14 protein-coding genes are annotated in these 22,171 nt (G+C 38.3%); 8 read left to right on the top strand and 6 right to left on the bottom strand.

The annotated features are described in order from the left end of the window. Positions 1-3 precede the first annotated feature (3 nt). The 6 genes from U735_RS0122915 to U735_RS0122890 form a co-directional block, all read right to left on the bottom strand. Positions 4-1,116: a restriction endonuclease subunit S gene (locus U735_RS0122915; RefSeq protein WP_034248705.1), complete on the bottom strand. Its 1,113-nt coding sequence runs from the start codon at positions 1,114-1,116 to the stop codon at positions 4-6. Beyond that, positions 1,116-2,744, bottom strand: a complete 1,629-nt coding sequence (locus tag U735_RS0122910; RefSeq protein WP_031446048.1) for a type I restriction-modification system subunit M — start codon at positions 2,742-2,744, stop codon at positions 1,116-1,118. The genes U735_RS0122915 and U735_RS0122910 overlap by 1 nt, the downstream gene beginning before the upstream one ends. Next, a complete protein-coding gene (locus U735_RS0122905) occupies positions 2,745-3,899 on the bottom strand; it encodes a hypothetical protein (protein WP_031446047.1) in 1,155 nt (384 codons plus the stop codon). A gap of 5 nt (positions 3,900-3,904) precedes the next feature. Continuing rightward, the gene (locus U735_RS0122900) at positions 3,905-6,352 is read right to left on the bottom strand and encodes an N-6 DNA methylase (RefSeq protein WP_031446046.1); all 2,448 of its coding nucleotides are present in this window, start codon (positions 6,350-6,352) and stop codon (positions 3,905-3,907) included. Between the two features lie 76 nt (positions 6,353-6,428). Continuing rightward, positions 6,429-7,439, bottom strand: coding sequence for a helix-turn-helix transcriptional regulator (locus U735_RS0122895; protein ID WP_031446045.1), 1,011 nt, complete (start codon positions 7,437-7,439; stop codon positions 6,429-6,431). Positions 7,440-7,594: 155 nt separating this feature from the next. Next, on the bottom strand, positions 7,595-7,831 hold the full coding sequence (locus tag U735_RS0122890; RefSeq protein WP_031446044.1) for a hypothetical protein: 237 nt from the start codon (positions 7,829-7,831) through the stop codon (positions 7,595-7,597). Positions 7,832-7,983: 152 nt separating this feature from the next. On the opposite strand from U735_RS0122890, the gene mobC reads away from it, so the two are divergent. The 8 genes from mobC to U735_RS0122840 all read left to right on the top strand — a co-directional run bounded on the left by mobC (position 7,984) and on the right by U735_RS0122840 (position 22,069). Then, positions 7,984-8,373, top strand: coding sequence for a plasmid mobilization relaxosome protein MobC (gene mobC / locus U735_RS0122885; RefSeq protein ID WP_031446043.1), 390 nt, complete (start codon positions 7,984-7,986; stop codon positions 8,371-8,373). Continuing rightward, entirely contained in the window at positions 8,370-10,655 is a 2,286-nt protein-coding gene (locus tag U735_RS0122880; protein ID WP_031446042.1) for a relaxase/mobilization nuclease domain-containing protein, read from the top strand. Before mobC ends, U735_RS0122880 begins: the two co-directional genes overlap by 4 nt. Before the next feature lie 313 nt (positions 10,656-10,968). Beyond that, positions 10,969-11,100, top strand: coding sequence for a hypothetical protein (locus tag U735_RS26100; RefSeq protein ID WP_262482707.1), 132 nt, complete (start codon positions 10,969-10,971; stop codon positions 11,098-11,100). 945 nt (positions 11,101-12,045) lie between these two features. Further along, on the top strand, positions 12,046-15,174 hold the full coding sequence (locus U735_RS0122860; protein ID WP_084681134.1) for a SusC/RagA family TonB-linked outer membrane protein: 3,129 nt from the start codon (positions 12,046-12,048) through the stop codon (positions 15,172-15,174). Between the two features lie 11 nt (positions 15,175-15,185). Next, positions 15,186-16,919 carry a RagB/SusD family nutrient uptake outer membrane protein gene (locus U735_RS0122855; protein WP_031446040.1) on the top strand — a complete coding sequence of 578 codons (1,734 nt, stop codon included), beginning with the start codon at positions 15,186-15,188 and terminating at the stop codon, positions 16,917-16,919. Between the two features lie 114 nt (positions 16,920-17,033). Further along, positions 17,034-18,689 (top strand): DUF7133 domain-containing protein, encoded by a 1,656-nt coding sequence (locus U735_RS0122850; protein ID WP_051892308.1) that lies wholly within the window; start codon positions 17,034-17,036, stop codon positions 18,687-18,689. 51 nt (positions 18,690-18,740) lie between these two features. Next, positions 18,741-19,589, top strand: a complete 849-nt coding sequence (locus tag U735_RS0122845; RefSeq protein WP_198036676.1) for a sugar phosphate isomerase/epimerase family protein — start codon at positions 18,741-18,743, stop codon at positions 19,587-19,589. A 65-nt stretch (positions 19,590-19,654) separates the two neighbouring features. Then, the gene (locus U735_RS0122840; protein ID WP_198036675.1) at positions 19,655-22,069 is read left to right on the top strand and encodes a ThuA domain-containing protein; all 2,415 of its coding nucleotides are present in this window, start codon (positions 19,655-19,657) and stop codon (positions 22,067-22,069) included. Positions 22,070-22,171: the final 102 nt, after the last annotated feature.

Here is a 22,171-nt window from a genome sequence, read left to right as displayed (position 1 = left end):
CTGCTAATTTACCAATTCCCCTTTAAACGCCTTTTGTAAAAGACAATTGAATAGCTCTTTACTTTCTTTAAGTTCTTGTTTCGCCAAATCCTTTTGTTTTTCAATTAGGGCGATTTTTTCAGCGAATTGGTTTTGGAGGTTGATTGGGGGACAGAAAAATTTTAGTTCTTTTAAAATTTTAAGATTAATATTTTTTTGAGCTGCTTGTGGCGCATTTGCTTCAATTATTTTTTGTAAAAATGACATCCAAAATAGAGTAAATTCATTATTAGTGTGTTCATTGGGAATAAAGCCTACAACACTATCAGGGAAACATGCATCCATCGTTAAAATACCTGTTTTAGCGATATTTGCGGCAACAGTAATGCAAAGTGTACCTTTTGGCCACATTTTACTTTGTGCTAACCCTATTTCAGAATATGTGGATGTATACTCCTCTATTCGCCCATTTGAGTTTGCCACATCTCCTGTTTGAATTAAAGGATAAATGCCGCCTAATAATTCTGGTGCGTTTCTAGGGCGATGTTTTGATTTACCTCTGTCTAATTTGCCGACATCACCAAATTCTTTCATTTCCCAACCTTTTTGATTTATAGCCGGATCCCCAAACATCTCCAAAAAGATAGACTGAGCGAGCAAATCATATTCTTTTAAAAGTTGTTGGGTCTTGTCGCGGAGGGCGCAGGCTTCGTCTAAAATCTGGGCAATTCGCTTTTGGGTTTCTAGGGGTGGTAAGGGAATTTCAACTTTAAGTAAATCTGCTTTGGTAAGACTTGGTATTGTGGTGGCTTTATTATGTCTTAAAAAATCATACTGTATGCAAAAATAATAGAGGTATTTTGAAGATAGATTTTTACCCGCTACTAAGCCAAAAGCAGTATCAACATTCCAAAACTTCTCTAAGATGTATAGCGGTTTATTTATTGAACCCTTTCGTCCTATAATTACAGTATGCTCATCACAAATATAATCATCTGCGTAGCCCATCACCCCACCGCTGCCGTAAATTGGATATTTGCCCTTTGGATTCTCAACTTTTCGCTGATTTTTACCATTTTTGATGGTTAAAACCTCACTCCAATTCACAATTTTGTTCTCTTTTTCAGTTGCTATCATTAAATCAATTGTTTCTGTAAATCCACTAAAATTGTCTTTCTTTCTGAATCAATTTCTTTAATTCTTTTTATGATTACTTCTGGTGCATCATACTCCACTTCTTCATAAACTATCTCTTTGTAGCGGTTGATAGACAAGTCCCAGTCATTCTCCTTTATTTCTTTAAACGGCACTAAAAAAGATTGTGAGGTACGGTCTTTATAATTATGGGTACACGTGTTTTCTAGAAATTGGTTTAGCCCTAAATTTTCTGGGACATCTTGTACATGTAACAATTCTCCATCCTTAGCATGCATTTTTTTAAAATAGTGGCTTTTCAAGTAACGGTAATGATCCAATAACTGCGGCAGATTAAATTTTTCATGCGCTTCTGCTGCGCTTAGTGCCTTTGAACCGTCGCCAAAAGCAAAGTCGTCGAACAAGGTTTCGTCGACCAATAGATTTCGTTTATCATCCAAAGATTTGCCATCTTGCAGCATATCATAGAACCATACATGATCTGTACCGCCCGAACCTGTTTTGGTAAAAATCATGATGGCCGTACTAACCCCTGCATACGGTTTAAATACACCGCTGGGCATTGAGATTACGGCCTCTAATTTATGGTTCGCTACGATTTCTTCACGAATATTCTTATGTGCCTTGCCACTACCGAATAGCACGCCGTCGGGCACGATAACGGCCGCTCGGCCTCCCGTTTTCAATTGTCGAAGCATCAAGGCCAAAAACAGCAATTCAGTCTTCGTAGTATTGGTCACGTTTTTGAGTCCGGGTGCAATACTTTCCTTGTCAATTGTGCCCTTAAAAGGCGGGTTGGCGAGTACTAAGGTATAAGCATCGCTAATGGTGTTATCTTTAGATACGGCATCCACATCGATAATATTGGGTTCTTCCACACCATGCAGATAAAGGTTCATGGAGGCAATACGTAACATGGTAGCATCGAACTCCGTACCGTTGAACATTTTCTTGTTGATAAAATCGGCATGTTTGTCCAGTTCGGTTACACTATGATGTGTATCAATATATTCCTTTGCAGCGACCAAAAAGCCTGCGGTGCCTGCGGAAGGGTCACTAATTATATCTTCCAAAGTAGGCTGCATTAGCTCTACCATTAATTTGATGATATGACGAGGTGTACGAAACTGGCCGGCAGTTCCACCGCCTTCAAGCTTGGAAAGCAGATACTCGTAAATATCGCCTTTGGTATCTTGGTTTTCCATGGGTAGCCTTTCGAGTTTCTCGATGACCTGATCGAGAACGGCAGGTTTTGAAATACCAAAAGTGGCTCCTTTCATGTAGGTACTAAAGAGGCTTTTTTCTTTACCCAACGAACGAATAAAGGGGAAGACCCCATCGACCGTATTGCTAAAAACAGAGTGACGTGGATTAACATCCATCTGGCGAAGATTTTTCCAACGAAAATCTTGTTGGTCTTCGCTAAAAATAGGAGTGAACTTAAATCCACGTTTGGCCTTTAGCTCGTTACGAGTCTCGGTCTCATCAAGGTTTTTAATAAAGATGAGGTAGGTCAATTGCTCTACGATGGTAATGGTGTTTGTAATGCCGCCTGTCCAAAAGGTATTCCAGATTTGGTCTATTTGTGATTTTAGGTCTCCTGTGATCATTTAGTTTATGATTTCAAATTTTACAGCATAGTGACTGTAGAAATGTTTTGTTCTTGGATTTGAGTTTATATCCTCTTGAAGAATTTTAATTTTCTGTCCGATTGGAAAATTACCATCTACATAACCATAGTTCAAATGGTACTTTCCACAATAATAATTATTGTTTTCGTCTTGGCCTATTTCCCCTTCGTAAATAGAGGCATCCGCCTTTTGCTCTTTTTTAGACCATTTTTCTAAATTGGTTTCCTTATTAGGGTTGGCATCGATATAATATTTCATCCAATCCAATATGTCAAGTAATAAATAAATGCTGCTTATATAAAGGTGATTCGTTTTACTATTAGCTAGATATTCATCCGCTTCTAATTTACTGCCTACATTGTGCGAAGCATCCTGTGTTAAGGTTGTCAATCTGTAAATATTTTCAGCAACCATTGGGTGTATCAAAACCTCATTATAAGTATACGACGAGTTCTTTCCAGTTAGAAAATAACTTGATCCATTTATTGAGCCCGCTCCTTGAGAAACTTCATCTGGAATTATGCCTATCTGATTTAATTTAGCGAAAAGTGCTTCAATGATTTTTCGCATAGGATTAAGCATGTCTTCGGCTCTAGTGAGGCTTTTAGGTTGTTCGATATGTTGAATTAAACTAAAAAGCCTGCCAAAGTGTTTGATGCCAATATATTCATCTGTGCAAATTATAAATGGATTCGGGTATTTGTGTTTTAGCTGAGTCAATGTCCTGTTTTCGCATGACTTGACCAACATTTTAAAAAGATTATCTTCATCTTCATCTTTTCCCTTTTCAAATACATGTTGAAAGGCATTCTTAAATTCTAGAGATGCGTGAGCTGCTGCTTGACCTGTTAAGACAAAATATTCTAAAGACTTGTCCACATCTCTTATTCTGTCCTTTGCTTTATGAACCCATTTTGTGTCTTCGGTACCGGCAGCATCATTTTCATTCTCGAAGAACTTTGCATCTAACAGCACAGCATCGTAGTTTGCGGGGTTTTCTTCCAATGCAGCACACCCACCATTCATTGACTTAAATGGGAAAAGTTGGATGTTGAAATCTACTGCGGTTTTATGTAAACCAGTTAAATCTTCATGTTGGTCATCAATCCAAAGGACATTGAATTTACTCTTCATTTCTCTTATGATTTCGTATTTGATAAAGGTACTATGGGAAAATTGAACTTAAATATTACAGGGTAAATAGTGTTTTCATCAAGAATAAGTTCCCAGTCCGGGTTGCCAAAATATGCAGCAATTCTGTTGATATCGTAGCCACCTAAACCTGTTCCCTTTTCTGAATTAGCCGTACTATACTTTACAGTAAACTTATCTTTATTAAAATTTTTCGGAAACGGAACACCATTATTCTTTATTTCAAGCTCTAGAAAGTCATCAACAATTTTTGATTCGATAAGTAGTCGATTGCCTTTCTCTTTGTTTTTAAACGCATACTTTTCTGTGTTTGAAATTATATTGTTTAGAAGTATTTTCAGAAGTGTTTCCTGCACCACTACTGCTCTATTTGTTACTTCTGAACTGAGCATTTTATCATATTTAATTGAAAATTTTAGCCCCTTATCATCTAGACTATTTAGCCATTGATTAAATTCTTTTAATGGGACTATTTCTTTTTTATAGTTTTCAAGAATTAAACCGCCTTCTCCTTTTTCAAGAATTGTGCTTATATGGTTTATGTTATCCCTTATTTGTTCAAAGGTTGAAAGCAGGTCAGCATTATAACGAGATTTATAATTATTCTTGACCTCTGAAAAAGCTTCTGAATCGTTCTCTTCAAAAAAACGGAGTAAACTCTTTGCATTAGAAAGTATATTTTGACGAGGAGCTCCCATTGAATGCTTCAAGGAAGCAAATTCATCATAGCTTTTTATTTCTTGACCATGCGCTAAGGCATTGCGTTCTTGTTCTAAAGACCTGAGTTTTTGAGATAATTCTTGAAAACCCTTGATTTTAGCTCTTTGTTCATTTAACGAGGGCACATCGATTTTTATACCCGTTAAATCAGCTCTTTTAATAAATTGGATAGCGCCAGGATTTTGATAAGCTTTAACCTGTTCAAGAACCTTTGGAGAACGCAACTCGTTTATTAAATAATGCCTATCTATTAAGTCCTCTTTAATTTTAAATGGCATTATCTCAATGCCAATATGAATAGGTACCCCGTCATATTTGAAATAAGTGGGTTTTAAAGATTTCCATCTTGTTGAAATCAGTAAGCAACTTTCCTCTATCCTTCTGGAATGTGTGGGCAGTTCCCTATCATTAAGTGCAGATACATCTAACATAAAATCTATGCTGTCATCAGAAAGATTACTAGTTCTAACAAATTTTCCAGAGCTGCCCTTGTCTATGCGGATTCCTGATAAGCTATTTACATATCCCTTAAGTGCTTCCCCGCTAAATTCATCTGCAAAATATCTCTGAACACTTAGGTTGTAATCATTACTTCTGACTTGTTCAATCGAAACCGATTTAACAGATTCGTCATTATCCGGAGATTTTAAATATACCAAAAGCCTCTCGCCATCTAACCGTTTATCTCTTTTTCCATTATTAATAACGAAATCAGATGCATCGACCATTCTAATTTTTCCAGTAGAAGATTTTTTTCTAGTAAGAATTAGAATGCAAATTGGGATTCCAGTATGTTTCAAGAGTCCACTAGGCAGGGAAATTATGGTGTCTAACAAGCCTTGTTCAACATATTCTTCGCGTAATATCGCTTCAGAGCCTTTACGGAATAGCACTCCTTGCGATGCAATACAGACTACCTTGCCATCATAATTGATAGATTCCAAGCCTTGCTTGATAACAAATTGTTCTGCATTGATTCTAGGGTTCCCTGTATAATATGATGATAGATTGGGGTCAATCTTTAATCCGAAAGGTGGATTAGAGATTACCAAATCATATTTATCGGATTGAGGCCAGTAGCGAATAGAATCTTCGTTATGGTAATCGAAATTTCTGCTTTTTCTTTGACGAATTAGCCGTAACATTCCTAAAGCCCAAGTTGACTTAACAATTTCTTGACCGTAATAGGATTGATCTCCTTCTAAATGAGTGGCGAATGACGCAAGGCCAGCAAATGGATTGAAAACTCTACCGTTCAAAGGAAGTTGAGCAATGTCCATAGCAAATTTGCTGATTTCATAGGGTAATAAGAATTCTCCAGAAGCTTTACCTTGTGCTTCGGCTAGTTTGAACAAAAGGTTATCAAAAATTTGCTCAAAATTGTTTTCTAAATGGTCTATGTTGAAGATGGAAAAGTGGTGTAAAATCTCATTCAACTTCTGTTCAGGAATACTTTTTATTATCGGACCATAGACATCGATAATTTCAGAATATTTTTCTTTACCCTCGATAGAATGATATACGTAGTTATAAAGATTATTTGAAAAATCTATATCGCGTTTACTAAGAATACCATCATAATAAGCGGAAAGCAAAAAGAGATACACGTGTTGTTGCTGCGCAGGTATTACACCACGAAGAATATTCATAGATTTCCATACTTGGTGAGTAATGAAATTTATATCTTCAATATTTTCGTAGTTGTCTTCTCTCATAAATACTTTTTCTTTTTCAAATATCTAAATCTTATTCCACTATAAATCTAAGACTAATGTTTGCAGTACAACTGCACTAGTTAAAGTTGGCGAGTAATGCCACAACTCTTTCTTTCATCTTTTCTTTAAAACTGGGAGGCTCTATAATTTTTATAGCTTCTCCATATGACAGTAATAGTTGCTCTAATTCGAAGTTGAGTATTACTTCAATAGAAAAGAGATATCCATCTTTTGATTCGCTAATTGTCTTTTGTGAACCGTGCAAAGGTTTTGTTTTTATATAGGGGGCAAGCTTTGCTGTAGCGTGCAACTCTATCTTAGTTGGTTCTTGTTCAGCCAATTTTGACACACCAATAATGTCTTCGAAGTACTCATCAAAGTCCAAAGAGTCATCTTCAATATACTGCGTATCGGAATTTATTATTTCCTTGATTCTGTCAAGTGCCAGATTTGTAAGATTCTCATAGTTGCCACTTTTCCCAAATAAAAACCAACGGTTGTTATAACTTTTTAAATGATAGGGATGAAAGACGATTTCTTGTTCAGTATCACTTTTGAAGGATTGATAGGTTATTAGCAGTGTTTGCTTATATAGAATTGCATTGAACAATGGGGATAGATGTTCCGTACCTTTTAAAAATTCATTACGGTCAATACTGATAATGTTTTCGGAATGGTTCGATAATTTGAAAGTATCGTCAAGCTTGGGCAATAATTCGTTGATCCATTCAAATTGCGGCATTCCCTTAAAACGTCGCAATACCATCATCGCAGATTTCAATTGTTCGGCCTCCAAGTCATTTATCGGTTGACTATTTATGGAAAAGGACAGGTCTTCGTATCGGAAATACTTTTTTCTACCATCTTTCATTCTCTCTAACGGAATGCTCCATCCTTGAGATGATTCCATAAAAGTAATGTCGTCATAAAGTTGACGTTTTTTAATACCGGAGGAATCTGGATCTAGTTCAGTAATGGCTTCATTACAAACTTCTAGGAGATCATCAATATAAAAATTTCTACCAGGATTTCGGAAACACCTATCCAATGCCTGATATCGGATAAAAGCATTTTTGGTAATGGCCACTTTGTTCGATTTTGATTAAGATGTTAAAAGTATGAAATCCTATGCAGTTGAAGTGCATAAATTAAATTTTGCGTTCCAAATTTTAAATGTGCTTCAAAAAAATGGTTACTACAATTGTTAACCCGAGCACCTGCGGAAGTCGCACAAACCTTCCACTACAATCCTCCCCCTGCGAACACGCTGGGCCGGTCCGCCCTTGAAGTCTTTTCGTTCCAGGTTTGCACTACACCCTCGGAGCCGCGCAAAAGTACCAGCGGCGAAAAAACCGCTTGAACTTTTCTCTCCCTGCCCATAAAAAACTTGGATACATCCATATACCTATTATTTTTTGAACACCAAATAGGACCAGATAAATTTTCTGTCTGTACCCATTTATATTGATATGGCTCCATATGTTTGAAGAGGTTAAAATATTGATTATAAGATAGTTATATTTAATATTGATCCACTATATTTATCCTTGGAAAGGATAGCAAGTTATGTTTTAAGCATCTTAAAACGCCTACTTCTGACGAAGTGAAAAACGATAAAATCGATTTAAAAAATGGTTGGAAACAAAGGCGGCAGAAAACAGTTGGGGGACAGGAAACGGGAGCATGCCATAACGCTTCGTTTCAATGGCAGGGAACTGGAAAAGGTAAAGGCCATCCTGCAGTCCTATAATCTCGATTTTCGGAAAAGGGGAACCGTTGGCCCTTTCCTTAGAAAGCTTATCCTTAATAGGGAATCCATAAAGGAGAAACGGATACCCGATAGTATTTCGAACCTCAGTTACCAATTGAACAGGATAGGCACCAACATCAACCAACTGGTCAAGGTGGCGAACTACAAGAACATGAGAAGCCCAAATTCAAACTTGGATCTGGAGATGCAAAAGGCCAGCGAACTGATGCTTGAACTCATGGAGACCATCAACACCAAAGATCAAGAATGATAGCAAGGATTCTATATCGGAACAGCGTTCAGGGAGTATTGAACTATGTATTGGGCAAGGCCGAAAGCACCATACTCGGCTTCCAGAACACCTATTCCGATACCGATACCAATACCGATTTTTTTGGAAGGGTGCTTCATTATCTCGGTAATCGGCACGATTCTGAAAAACGGTATGTGCATGCCACTATCAATCTTCCCCGTGGCGAACAATTGGACGACAAGGACTTTTTTGAACTTTCCAAAGCTTACATGGAACATATGGGCTATGGGGAACAGCCCTTTATTGTAGTACGTCACTGTGATACCAAGCACGAGCATGTCCATATCGTCTCTACCACTATAAGGGAAGATTGTCTACAAATAAACCTTTCCAATGATTTTAAAAGGAACGTTGCCACCCAGAAATACCTGGAAAAACAGTTCGGGCTCTCCCCATCCCCCGAAACACGTCAGAGCAAGGTGCTCCCGAAATACGAAATGCCCCAATTCAAGAACGAGGACATCAGCGGAGTAAGGTTCTATATGCAAGATATTATAAACAACACCTTGCAGAAGTACAAGGTGCGAAGCTTTAAGGAACTGGCCGAACTACTGGGCCCGAACCACATTCAATTAAGGACGGTGGATCACAATGGCAGGATAGGCGTATCGTTCGGCATCGAAGTAAAGGACGGCTACAGGTCGAGATTTATCAACGGTTATACCGTCCACCCACAATTGAGCGGTCCAAAACTGCAAAAGGTCTTTGAGCTCAACCAAAAATCCAAGTTATTTCCTATGGTCAAAAAACGGCTGGAAAAACAACTGCGTACCACTTTTGGACTTTTCAGGACCATCGGCCCCGAACACCTTCCCGATATACTGAGATCCCATCAAAATCTGGATTGTAGGCTAAACTATGACGGACAGGGAAAAGCAGTGGATTTCTCGATATATGACAAATCGGGATATGTCCTCAATAGCAAAGAAATGGAGAAGGATATAGGAATCCTAGAAAACCCGGCACTGTTCGAATGTGAATATACCCAGATGTATGCGGAAAGCGTTCAGCTGCAATTGGAGCTCCAGCGGTGCATCAAGGAAGCCTATCGTAGCAGCTATCAGGATTCATGGAACAGGACCCTTTTTTCTGAACATATCATTAGGATGCCCATAAAGTCTATAGTTACGGAAATGGCCAAATCGGAACGCTTTAGGTTTCTTAGGAAGTATCTGCATACCGACAACCGAAACCTGGGCGATCTGATACGAAAACAATTCGAAATTACAAAGGACAAGCTGTATACTCCGGAATTGGTAAGGGAGGAACGGGCATTGCAAACAAAAGCGGGACTGATAATACAGGCGATCGACAAACAACTGTTCGAACCTACCAAGCAAAGGGAAGTCCTTTTTGAATTTATTCGCAGCCTGAGTACCATATATGACAACGGTAACCTTACCTATGCGAATTCTAACCGGCACAAGGCCGAGCTGAATATGGGCCCAATACCGATGCCAAACCAAATCGATTTTTATGTATCCCCTGGCTTTATAAAGGAAAACGAAAAAGTATTGGACGGAATTCTGAACGACAAAACGGCAAAGGAAATTAAACTAAATCCGACCGCGATATTCCAGCCGTTGATGTTTCCGAACCTTTACGGCGCCATGGCCTCGCCGTACAGGAAAAAATTTGAAAACTTGAGCCTAAGGGCTTATTACAAATATGCAGAACGTGCGCAAGTATCCTTCGAGAAATCCCCGAAAGACTATGTCCAGTTTTTCAATGCCAAAGGCTTTTATTTTGAGAAACAGGGAGAGAAAATATGCATCGGTTCTATATATTCCAAGTACCCGGTAAAAGTTTCTATAGCACCAAAAACACAAGCTTATCTGGAATCATCGATTAACTTGGACAATATCTTGGAGGGTCAAACAAAAATCTTGGAAGATATTGGAGCCAACGGGCGAGATAATCTAAAAAACCTCTGGTCCGGGTATCTGATGGAGAGAGGGCAATATAATAAAGTAGCCTATTTGTACGTGTTGGAAGGGGTAAGGCCAAACCTCCCCATTGAGATATTGGAACACCATATGGAAAATGGGTTAAGGGAAGCACTGCACACCGTTGCCAAAATACAGATTGACAGGAAGCATGCACATCTTCTGAGAAAAGGTGTCTATGCCCTGGGCAATCTGTTGGGAAGTGAAAATCCCAAACCGGAAGAAGCCTACAACGGCTTCAAGGATGAGCTGACGGATTGGTCGAAGTACAAGGGTAGGGGGATTTCAATGTAAATTTCAATAGATTTCTTCCTAGTTATCATTAGTTCCAAAAAGTTTCGTTTTACGAACTGCTTAACGTAACGACTAGCATGACGAAATTATCCAATAAATTACCAGATACAATGTAAAAAAAATTAGACACTTTCTGTAAAGTCATTTTATGCTTTTAATTCCACTTCAAAAAGAATTTTACATAATTATTTTATTTACAGTTAATTATATTTTGGTATAAATAATGGTATAATTATTTATGAAATAAATTAGCTTCTTTAAGTGCCGATTACTAACCCAGCAAGAAATTTACGGCAAGAACGCAGGTCACCACATGGATACCCGTTTTCGGGAAGTACAAACCCAAGATAGACGGTTTTCCCTACAACAAGGAAAAGGACGAATACAGTTGACCGATGGACATGCCCCTGCCCTTCAAGGGATTCCGAACCAACCGGGACGGTAGCGTATTGAAATGCTATTGGGCGGCACCCAGGGACTGCAAGGACTGTCCCATGAAATCCCAATGTGTGCCGAATACCAAATGCAAAAAAATCACCAGAACCATCTATGATCAACAATACTTGAGGGCCTACGCACGACAGCACAATAAATGGGGCAAACGAGTGAAAAGCTGAGATAAAGTACGGTTGAGCCCGTGTTTGGTAGTCATTAAGGGTATTAAATCGGAATATGGATAATAGCTACATAAATCTATATAACTATTTCTTCTCTAGTTTTTGCCAACTTCATTGTACTTATTATACGGATAACCGGGTAGTAGTTTTGCTGTACAAATTACTTATGGTTATCGTTAAGTTTGTTAATGTGTAACCCCGCTTAGCTAATTTTTAATATTTAGATTAATTTCTAAAGGCGGTATAATCAAACCATTCTTTCTCACTCCCACGAACTCTCCTCACATAATTAAATGCGAAAGATTATTTAGTCAATTGTCAACGAAGGAATGTTCCTGAGTTTCATTGTTTATAGGAAACAGGTCAATCAAATTTCAGCAAGTTTTAATTTTTTTTTATGTTCAATATATACCGTTAAAATATAATGAACATCTAAATGGACTTGGATAATTATATTTGATTCTAAGGAAGACCAATCAAATTGATAATAAGGAGTGTTTTCCAGAAAACGTTGGTCGTTACCTTTTGCTATTGAAAAAAATGTTACAATACATACTTGCCACCTTTTTGCTTATTGATTTGGAATATTTAGGTTAAAATGTAAGCATACTATAATGAAAAATCAAAGCAAATTTTCATTTTTGATAGCTTGCGGGCCAAGGAGTAGAATATTCGATCCTCTTTAGGATTGTTAAGCTTAGGATTAAATTGGGTAAAATAAAAATAGAATTGATATAACCCTTTAAATTATTAACTGACTTTAAACTATTATTATGAAATGTTCAATATTCTTCAGTGAACAATGGCGTTATGTTCTGTGTTCATTAATTTGTTTGTGTTTTGGTGTAATAAACACTCTATCTGCACAAAATCAAAAAATTGATATTACTGGTACTATTTTGGATGAATTAGGGCAGCCATTGCCGGGGGCTAATGTTGTAGAGCAAGGTACAACAAATGGTGTTTCTGCCGATTTCGATGGTAAGTTTACGATTGGGGTTGTCAATACAGATGCTGTATTGGAAGTTTCCTATATAGGATACCAGACCCAAAAAATCGAAATCGCAGGAAGAAACAGCATTGAGGTACAAATGCAATTGGATGCTGCTCAGTTGGACGAAATTGTTGTTATAGGTTATGGAACCCAAAAGAAGAAGCTCAATACCGGAGCTACACTTCAAGTAAAGGGAGAAGACTTAGCAGATCGAATGAAGACGAATCCATTAGACGCCCTTCAAGGGCAATCCCCTGGTGTAACCATTGCTACAGACGGCGGCCAACCTGGATCCCCCACCAAAGTCTTTATCCGTGGAATGGGTACCATTGGAAGTACTACACCACTTTTTATTGTGGACGGCGTTCAAACCGAAAGTATAGATTATTTAAACAGTAATGACATTGAGTCAATGGATGTACTTAAGGATGCTGCTTCTGCTGCAATTTATGGATCTAGGGCGTCCAATGGCGTTGTATTAATAACAACTAAAAAAGGAGTCGCAGGCCATGCTCAAATTACTTTTGATACCTATTATGGGATGCAAAGTTTGGCCAAAAGGCCTAATTTGTTAAATGCCCAGGAATATGCAATGTTAATGAATGAGAAGTTCCAAAATTCTGGGGATACCCCCTTCTTTGTGGGTGAAAAAATGGATGCCATTACGGCCTTGGGAGAGGGAACGAACTGGATAGACGTTATGTTCAAGGATAATGTCCCAACTCAAAATTATTCATTAGGGTTATCGGGAGGTACAGATAAATCAGTTTATTCTACGGCTCTTTCCTATACGGAACAAGGAGGAATACTTGGTGGGGCATCCCAAAACAATTTAAAAAGATTAACTTTTAAAATCAATTCTGAACACAAGTTTTATGATGATATTCTAAAGGTAGGTGAGAATTTGACAGTTACCCATGTGGATTTGCAAGGGGGGCAGCAAGATGGCAGAGGCAATTATGTTTATCAGGCACTTTCAATGCCACCCATTCTTCAGAATACCAATGAAAATGGAGATTTTGTTGATAATTCCACTGGGCTTTTGGCTGACTTTGGTGCTGGTGGATTGGCAAATCCATATGCTATAATGCTTCTCAATAATCAACAAAAATCCAAAACATTTAAGGTGCTTGGTAATTTCTATGCTGAACTTCAGCCAATTAAGGATTTGAGAATTCGGTCTAGTATTGGTACGGTTTTCGAAGATGAAGGTTTTCGAAGATATACTCCGAAATACCCTTCCTTGGGACAGTTTAATAATCCGTCCACACGGCCTTTTGACGAGGTTTTTCAAAGTGATAATAAATCTTTGCAAGTCGTCTGGACCAATACAGTATCTTATAATTACAATTTGAATAATCATGAGTTTGATATGGTGCTTGGTTCCGAATCACAAAAAACGGACGGGGAATATCTGGCTGCTGGCAATAAGAATTTAATTTTTCAAGACTATGAACATGCATATTTAGATAATGCCCTAGGAAAGAATAATGAGGGTCTTATGTCTATGAACGGATATCCTATGCAGCACAGATTGTTGTCCTATTTTGGCCGTATCAATTATAATTATAAGGAAAAATATCTGTTGAATGCCACCCTTCGCTCGGATGGATCTTCAAATTTTTCCAAAGAAAATAGACGCGGGTATTTCCCTTCTGTTTCTGGAGGGTGGGTGCTAACCAATGAACAATTTATGGAGCCCACTAGTGCATGGTTGACATCTTTTAAATTTAGGGCAAGTTGGGGGCAAAATGGAAATCAGAACCTGCCGCCATTTAGATACCTTGCTACGGTAACATCAAATTCGATCTATTCTTTAGGTACTCAAGAGGACGGTTTTTTAGCCTCTGGAGCACAAATAGACCGTATGGCTAATCCTAACTTGAAATGGGAAATATCTGAACAAACCAATATCGGTTTTGATGCAGCTCTGTTTGAAAATAAGTTTGCCGTTAATTTTGACTATTATAAGAAATCGACGAATGGTTGGCTATTATCTCCGCCGATAAGTAGTGTGATTGGTCTAGCCCCGCCTTGGATTAATGGAGGAAATGTTATCAATGAGGGCGTTGAGCTAGCCCTTACCTATAAGGAAAGCATTGGTGATTTCAAATTCAATATAAACTTAAATGGTGCCTATAACAAGAATAAGGTTACTGAAGTGCCCAACGATATTATTCATGGACCAGGTGGCAGCCTGTGGGACAATTCACAGGAATATTTTAGAACCGAGACAGGAAAGCCATTAGGATATTATTGGATGCTTGAAACAGACGGTCTTTTTCAAAATACGACTGATGTAAATAATTATATCAAAGATGGAAACCTAATTCAGCCAAGTGCTGTACCTGGGGATTTAAAGTATGTTGACCAGAATGGTGATGGGATAATAAATGATGAGGATAGGATCAATGTAGGGGATCCATTTCCTGATTTTGTTTACGGAATCAATCTGAATTTAAACTATAAAGACCTGAATTTGATGGTAAATGCCAATGGTATGGCCGGCCTTCAAATTGTACAAGCATATTACAATTATGCCCGTTATTTTCCAAATTATACTACTGAAGCACTGGGCAGATGGCACGGTGAAGGGACGTCCAATCATTATCCCAGATTGGATAAGGCCAATACGAACTGGACCAATAATTCAGACATTTATGTGTATGATGGGGACTTTCTGAGATTAAGCAATATTACCTTAAGCTATGATATAACTAAATTGGTAAATATTAATCCTCTGTCCCAGTTTAGAGTTTTTGCATCTGTATTAAATGCCTACACTTTTACGAAATATCCTGGGATGGATCCAGAGGTTGGACAGGGACCGGATTACGAGATGGGTCATGACGTAGGGTTCGTACCCAACCCTAGAACAATAATGCTTGGAGCAAATATCAAACTATAAAATAAGCGATTATGAAAACTATAAAAATATTTTTGTTGGTCGGGTTATCAATTTCGTTCATTATTAGCTGTAGTGATGATTTTTTGGATACAGAGCCACTTACAGAAAAGACAGAGCCATTTTTCTTTAAAACCCAGCAGGATGCTTATCAAGCATTAATAGGCTGTTATGCTGCTTTTTTGGATTACGACAATACTTCATATTCCTGGTGGGCACAATTTACTGCAGCTGAAATACTAAGCGATGATGGGGTTGCCGGATCAGCTCAAGGCATTGGTTTCGAAGCGGATGCAGTTGATCGTTTCGACATAGGGGTCAACCCTTCTTCTCTTAATATTTACAAAGCTCATTACAAGGCAGCTTGGGTCGCAATTGGCCGAATGAATACTTTGTTAGGAAAATTAGATGATATAGATTGGTCTAATGTTCCAGGTGGAGAGAATTTGACAAAGGAACAAGCGGAAGGGGAAACAAAAGTCTTAAGGGCTTGGATTTATTATTGTCTTGCGCGTCGATATGGAAATGTGCCATTGATAACAGAGAAGACAGAAGACCCTGCCAAAGAAGCACAAGCGGATCCCAGTTTGGTTTATGGGCAGATTTTACAGGATTTAAAAGATGCAGCGTCCCTTTTAAACAATGGAGCCTATTCTCCGTCAACTTCGACTGGAAGAATGACTGAGTGGGCTGCAAAAGCCTTGGCGGCTAGAGTGTATTTATTTGCTACAGGATATTATGGTAAAACAATCCAGGATATTCCCTTAGGTGTTGGCAAAGGGTCAGTAGATAAAGCTGCATTGATAAACTATATAAATGGGATATTGACCGAGAATGAGATTAAGGGGTATTTATCCGATGTTATCAACAATGGTGGCTTTTCTTTGGCTCCTAATTTTCAGACCTTATGGGTTACGGGAACTGCAGAAGCACAGAAAATCAATCCAAACTTCCCCGATTACTTAGGTGAAAATAATCCCGAGGTTATAATGACTATGAAAGCTTCATACTCTGGGAATTCATTTAATGGGTTTTCAAAATGGATAGGGCCTCGACAGGTTCAATCCGATAGCATATATGGTACAGGTTGGGGAATCGGTCTTCCGTTTGCCAAAGGATGGGATCTTTTTGAGGAAGAAGATACAAGAAGAGGGGCTTCTTTGTTGAACCTTCAATTAGAACGGGGAGATGTAGGGTACAACTTGTGGAGTACAAAGGACCAGCGCTCATTTACCGGATTTTATTATAAAAAATATATTCCGCTTAATGCAGAACCAGGTCTTCAGGATGGTACCTTACGTGGAGGTAAAAATTGGGCTGGTGCTTGGTATCAGGATTATACATTAATTAGATATGCAGATGTGTTGTTAATGGCAGCCGAAATGGGTATAGATGCACAGTCAAATCTGGAGGCTGTTCGCATTAGAGCATATGGCCAGGATTATGTTAATGCCAACCCTGTGACTCCAAATTATGAGAATATCATGCATGAGCGTCATTTGGAATTCTTCGGTGAGGGAATCCGGTATTATGACGTTTTAAGACAGGGTGTGGAAAAGGCTGCCGAGATACTCGCTATCCCTGCACCCGGAATCGTAGTTAAAGACGGGCCAAGCATTTATGGGTCTACAAATATAGTTGTAGACGGGAATAATGTTCTTAAAACCTCTGGATTACAACAAATTCCGTGGGACGAAATTGATTTATCCGATGGCTTGTTAATCCAGAATGTTGGATGGGAAAAATAAAGGTTTAATAATATAGCTTGGGGTTTGTAAAATCATTTTTCGTGTATTATTTGATACAATTGAATTCACGGTCTCGGGAATTGAGTAGATACCCCATATTAAATTAGATTAAAAATGAATTCAGGAAATTTGATTATCAATTATTTAGTTCAATTAAGAAATGGAATTCTAATTTTTAATCTTTTTATTTTCATTTTTTTGAATTTGGCGTGTGGTGAAGGGAAATTACCATCAAAAGACACAGGGGAATGGGAAACGGCCGTTAAGGAAAATATAGATACAACGGTTCGGGTCTATGGTCGTTACGCTGCGGTAAAATTGCCTATTAGGAATGGAGTGAAATTATGGAACCCTACGGCCATTGCGGAGGGACCAGGAGGGGTAATGTATGTAGCCAATTATACTGGGGAAATTTTTTCCTTGCAGGATACTGATGGAGATGGTTTGGAGGACTTTGCCAAATTATATTGTAATGTTATTAACGACAGCCTAAGATATCCTACAAGTATGGTATTTAGGGGTAATGAACTATTTGTTGCCACGACCCAAGAAATAAGGGTATATGAGGATGTAGATGCGGACCTAATAGCCGATAAGAGCTATACCTTTTTCAATGATTTTCCATATACCATGCATTATTTTGATTGGACATTTGGACTCGAATTTGGTCCTGATGGCTATGTATTCGCAATATTATGCACGGACGCCTTAAATGACAACCCTGCACCGGATCCAAATCGTCTTAGGGGCAGTATTTTGAAAATTGCACCCAATGGACAATCACACGAAAGATATGCTACTGGGTTACGGTATGCCTATGATTTGGCTTTTAATGAAAAAGGAGATTTGTTTTTTAATGACAACAGGGGTAACGAAAATAAGTATGAAGAATTAAACTATGTTGTAAAAAGTGGTTTTTATGGGAACAATCCCAACAAATATGAAGATCAAGGGAAAGCAATTGAACCTTTTCTAAGATTGCAATACGGTTATGCTCCTGTTGGTATGGATTTTAACGATAAATTGAATGATTTTGATAGGACCTCAGGGGATTTGTTTATTGCTTTTTATGGACCCGATGGTCAATGGGAGGATGGTTCTATATCAAGAGTCCATCTTGTTAAAAATGAAGATGGTACTTATGAGGGAAAAGAATTTCCGATAGCCGATAAGATTGCTAAACTTTCCGATCTTGAGTTTGGCAAAACAGGAGATTTGTATGTTTCTCAATTCGGTACAGAAGGGGCGTATCATATTCCATATAAAAATCCTATGGGTGCTATTTATAGATTTATTTATATGCCTTCCATAGAGCCAGACAATCCGAAAGATAATACTGCAGCTGTTGAAGGCAATGTTCATCATGGCGAGGGTGTCTTTAAAAGTAGAGCATGTATGACTTGCCATTCGATAGACGGTTCAAAACAACTACTTGGTCCAGATCTTGGTGGCATAGGTACATTACTACAAGGAGGACAATTATTAGAGTCTATAACAGATCCCAATAGAAATATTAAAACGGGTTTTGATCATATTAAAATAAAAAAGAATGATGGGACAATCATAGATGGTAGAATGGTAACTTCTAACAAGGAGTACATTGTTATGATGACAATCGGAAATGAAGAAATAAAAATAGGTAGAAAGGATATTCAATCAAGTAATATGATTAAGACTTCCTTGATGCCTGAGGGATTACTTAATGGGCTTACCGACTCTGATATTAAGGATCTATTGGGCTATTTACGAAGCCTTGAAGGCGTAAATTAAATGATGAATAGGAAATTAAAATTAGTATAACAATAATAAAACATTTTTACTATGGCAATTAAAGTAGGGTGCTTCGCGCTTATCAATCCATTTCAAACTTTGGACAAACAAGTAGATCAGATTAGGGAATGGGGGTTTAAATATGCAGATATTACAGACAATGCTGACGGGGCATGCTTAGGATCTCATTTTGGTTTCAACGCAGTGGCAAGTCTGGATGCTAATGCATTTGATTTAAAAAGGCTGTTCGAGTCCAGGGGCATTACAATTACTAGCGTCTGTGCACATGCAACTTTGCTTGATCCTTCTGCGCCCTGGCGCTATGGTACTGCGCAAATCGTTAAAGCCATCCGAATGGCAGCGGCAATAGGTGTTGAGCATGTAATAACGACAGAAGGAGATGCCCATACCGAATTTGGGGAAAACCTAACTGATGATGAGGCCATATTTTCAATAAGGGAAAAATTGCATGAACCGCTAAGGATGGCCAGAGATTATGGTGTCAAAATTTTATTGGAGCCACATGGAAAGTATACTGATTCTATCAAACAAATGGAGCGCATCATAGATGCCTGTAATTCAGATGCACTTGGCATTAATTTGGATACAGGGAATTTATGGTTGGGCGGTGGAGATCCAATAGCTATGATCAAAAAACTAGGATCAAAAATTGAACATGTTCATTGGAAGGACCTTCCGCAAGAAATGGAGGAACAGAGAGGAAAGTTATATGGTTGCGGTATGTCGCTGATCTCATTGGGAACAGGGGTAGTTGGTATTGAAGAAATTTATAAAGAACTTGTAAAAGCTGGTTACGATGGACATTCCACTTTGGAAATTGCAGGCCAAGATTCAGTTCTGGAAAGTTATAAGTATTTAAAATCATTGGGAGCTGAATAAAAATTCAAAATTGTAACTATAAATGGAATACCATGATGTCTAGGGGTACCAGAATATTTTTTTTGATGATAATTGTACTTTTTGCTGTTATATCTTGTCAAGAGGAGCAAAGAAAGGAAAGGAGAGTATTGGTATTCTCAAAAACCCTCGGATTTCGCCATGCTTCGATCGAGGATGGCAAAGCAATGTTTTTAGAATTGGGTAATGAAAATAATTTAATGGTTGACACTACGGAAAATGTAGATTATTTTGTGGACGATTCCCTTAAAAACTATAGTGCAATCGTCTTCCTTAGTAACACCGGAGAGATTTTGGACTATCGACAAAAATCTGCCTTAAAACGTTATGTGCAATCGGGAGGAGGGGTAATGGGGATTCATGGTGCCAGTGGTGCAGAATATTCTTGGCCATGGTATGGCAAATTAATGGGAGCAAGGTTTGAAAGTCACCCAGAAGAATTACAGACCGGAGAAATAATTATTGAAGATTTGATCGACCCAGCTACCAAGGGTTTACCAAACCCATGGAGATTTAAGGAGGAATGGTACAATTTTGATTCTATTAGCCCAGAAATAAAGGTATTAGCCAGGGTAAACGAAAGTTCTTTTAAAGGAGGTAAGCATGGCGATAACCACCCTATTTTTTGGAAACAAAAATTTGACGGTGGGCGGTCTTTTTATACGGCATTAGGTCATAGACCTGAAGCATATATAGACAGTATTTTTAGAATGCATATTATGAATGGACTCGAATATGTTATGGATGACAATGCTCCTTTGGATTATGCAAAGGCAAATACCTTGGCAGCCCCGATGGAGGGACATTTTAGAAGGAACATATTGTTGGATAGCACCAATGTTTCTGAGCCGATGGAACTTGCGGTTGCCAATAACGGGCGAATATTTTTTGTGGAAAGAAAAGGAATGATAAAGATGTTTGACCCGGGAAGTGGGGTTACTAAAATAATAGGAACAATTCCCGTTTACCATAAATATGAGGACGGATTATTAGGATTGACCCTTGATCCTAATTTTGAAAGTACTAGATGGATATATGTAATGTATTCTTCTCCTGACGGACTTTATGAATATCATATTTCGCGATTTTCCCTTGATGATACTAGCATGTTGGACATGGGTTCGGAAAAGATTATTTTGAAAGTGCATGAAGAACATTCAGAAAGTAATCATACGGGTGGATCACTTGCTTTTGACGGTAATGGTAATTTGTTTATAGCAATTGGGGACAATACAAATCCTTTTGGAGATTCCCATGGTTATGCACCTATAGACGAGCGCCCGGGTAGAACGGATTTTGATGCTCAGCGTTCTTCTGGCAATACCAATGATCTTCGCGGTAAAATTCTTCGTATTAAACCGGAACCGGACGGTTCTTATACCATTCCATCGGGGAACTTGTTTCCTATGGATGGCATAGAGGGAAAACCAGAAATTTATGTTATGGGTACCCGGAATTCATTTCGGATTTCAATTGATCCAAAAACATCTTGGCTTTATTGGGGTGATGTTGGCCCCGATGCAGGGAAAGATAGTATTCAAGGTACTCGCGGCTACGACGAAATTAATCAGGCGCGTGCTGCAGGGAATTTTGGATGGCCTTATTTTGTGGGTAACAATAAAGCATATAATAAGGTCGATTTTACAACAGGAGCAATCAGTGAAACTTACGACACCAAGGCTCCCATAAACAATTCACCAAGAAATACAGGTTCCAAGGTACTTCCGCCTGCAAAACCTGCTTTAATTTATTATCCTTACGTGAAGTCTGACGAGTTTCCCTTGGTAGGCGAGGGTGGACGTACAGCCATGGCTGGCCCAGTATACCATTTTGACGCGGAATTACAATCAGATGTGAAGCTTCCAAGATATTATGACAATGGCATTTTTATTTATGACTGGATGCGAAATTGGATTATGGTAGTAAGAACTGATAAGCACGGAAATTATGTTGGCATGGAACCTTTTATGCCCTCAACGAATTTTGAAAAGATTATTGATATGGAATTGGGTCCGGATGGAGCCTTGTACATTTTAGAGTATGGCAAAAATTGGTACTCCCCCAACAGAGATGCCAGGCTTAGTAGACTTGAATTTCGGAAAGACATTCACATAGACGGATCGACAACTGTAAAATCAGAAATTGAGGATACAGCGAGCAGTGGGCATCATTTGAGTACTAGGAATAAGGATAAAGGGCTTACTTTGATGGAAAAAAGTGATTGTATGGCTTGTCATTCCATGAAGCAAAAATCTGTGGGACCCTCCTTCCGTGAAATTGCCTTGAAATATAAAGATCAACCCGATATTGTGGATAGTCTTATAAATAAAGTAATTGAAGGAGGAAGCGGGATTTGGGGTCAGAGCCCTATGAGTGCCCACCCCCAACTTGCCAAGGAGGATGTGGAGAAGATGGTTGGCTATATTTTAAATGTAAAAGATAGCATAGAACTATCCAGATAAAAAGCAGTACATTATTTTTGGACTTAGACCCACTGCAAAACAAAATTGGAATACTGTTATTATATTTTTTTTGTAAAATTATTTTAAAGTACAGAGACATTT

It is taken from the genome of Arenibacter algicola (assembly GCF_000733925.1).
Classification (GTDB): Bacteria; Bacteroidota; Bacteroidia; order Flavobacteriales; family Flavobacteriaceae; genus Arenibacter; species Arenibacter algicola.
This window is presented reverse-complemented; position numbering and strand designations above follow the sequence as displayed.

What these genes read in the sequence shown, in the direction of transcription:
- mobC (WP_031446043.1), top strand. Translation starts at nt 7,984, where the DNA reads ATGGTTGGAAACAAAGGCGGCAGAAAACAGTTGGGGGACAGGAAACGG.
- U735_RS0122900 (WP_031446046.1), bottom strand. Translation starts at nt 6,352, where the DNA reads ATGAGAGAAGACAACTACGAAAATATTGAAGATATAAATTTCATTACT.
- U735_RS0122860 (WP_084681134.1), top strand. Translation starts at nt 12,046, where the DNA reads ATGAAATGTTCAATATTCTTCAGTGAACAATGGCGTTATGTTCTGTGT.
- U735_RS0122855 (WP_031446040.1), top strand. Translation starts at nt 15,186, where the DNA reads ATGAAAACTATAAAAATATTTTTGTTGGTCGGGTTATCAATTTCGTTC.
- U735_RS0122850 (WP_051892308.1), top strand. Translation starts at nt 17,034, where the DNA reads ATGAATTCAGGAAATTTGATTATCAATTATTTAGTTCAATTAAGAAAT.
- U735_RS0122880 (WP_031446042.1), top strand. Translation starts at nt 8,370, where the DNA reads ATGATAGCAAGGATTCTATATCGGAACAGCGTTCAGGGAGTATTGAAC.
- U735_RS26100 (WP_262482707.1), top strand. Translation starts at nt 10,969, where the DNA reads ATGGATACCCGTTTTCGGGAAGTACAAACCCAAGATAGACGGTTTTCC.
- U735_RS0122910 (WP_031446048.1), bottom strand. Translation starts at nt 2,744, where the DNA reads ATGATCACAGGAGACCTAAAATCACAAATAGACCAAATCTGGAATACC.
- U735_RS0122840 (WP_198036675.1), top strand. Translation starts at nt 19,655, where the DNA reads ATGATAATTGTACTTTTTGCTGTTATATCTTGTCAAGAGGAGCAAAGA.
- U735_RS0122905 (WP_031446047.1), bottom strand. Translation starts at nt 3,899, where the DNA reads ATGAAGAGTAAATTCAATGTCCTTTGGATTGATGACCAACATGAAGAT.
- U735_RS0122915 (WP_034248705.1), bottom strand. Translation starts at nt 1,116, where the DNA reads ATGATAGCAACTGAAAAAGAGAACAAAATTGTGAATTGGAGTGAGGTT.
- U735_RS0122890 (WP_031446044.1), bottom strand. Translation starts at nt 7,831, where the DNA reads ATGGAGCCATATCAATATAAATGGGTACAGACAGAAAATTTATCTGGT.
- U735_RS0122845 (WP_198036676.1), top strand. Translation starts at nt 18,741, where the DNA reads ATGGCAATTAAAGTAGGGTGCTTCGCGCTTATCAATCCATTTCAAACT.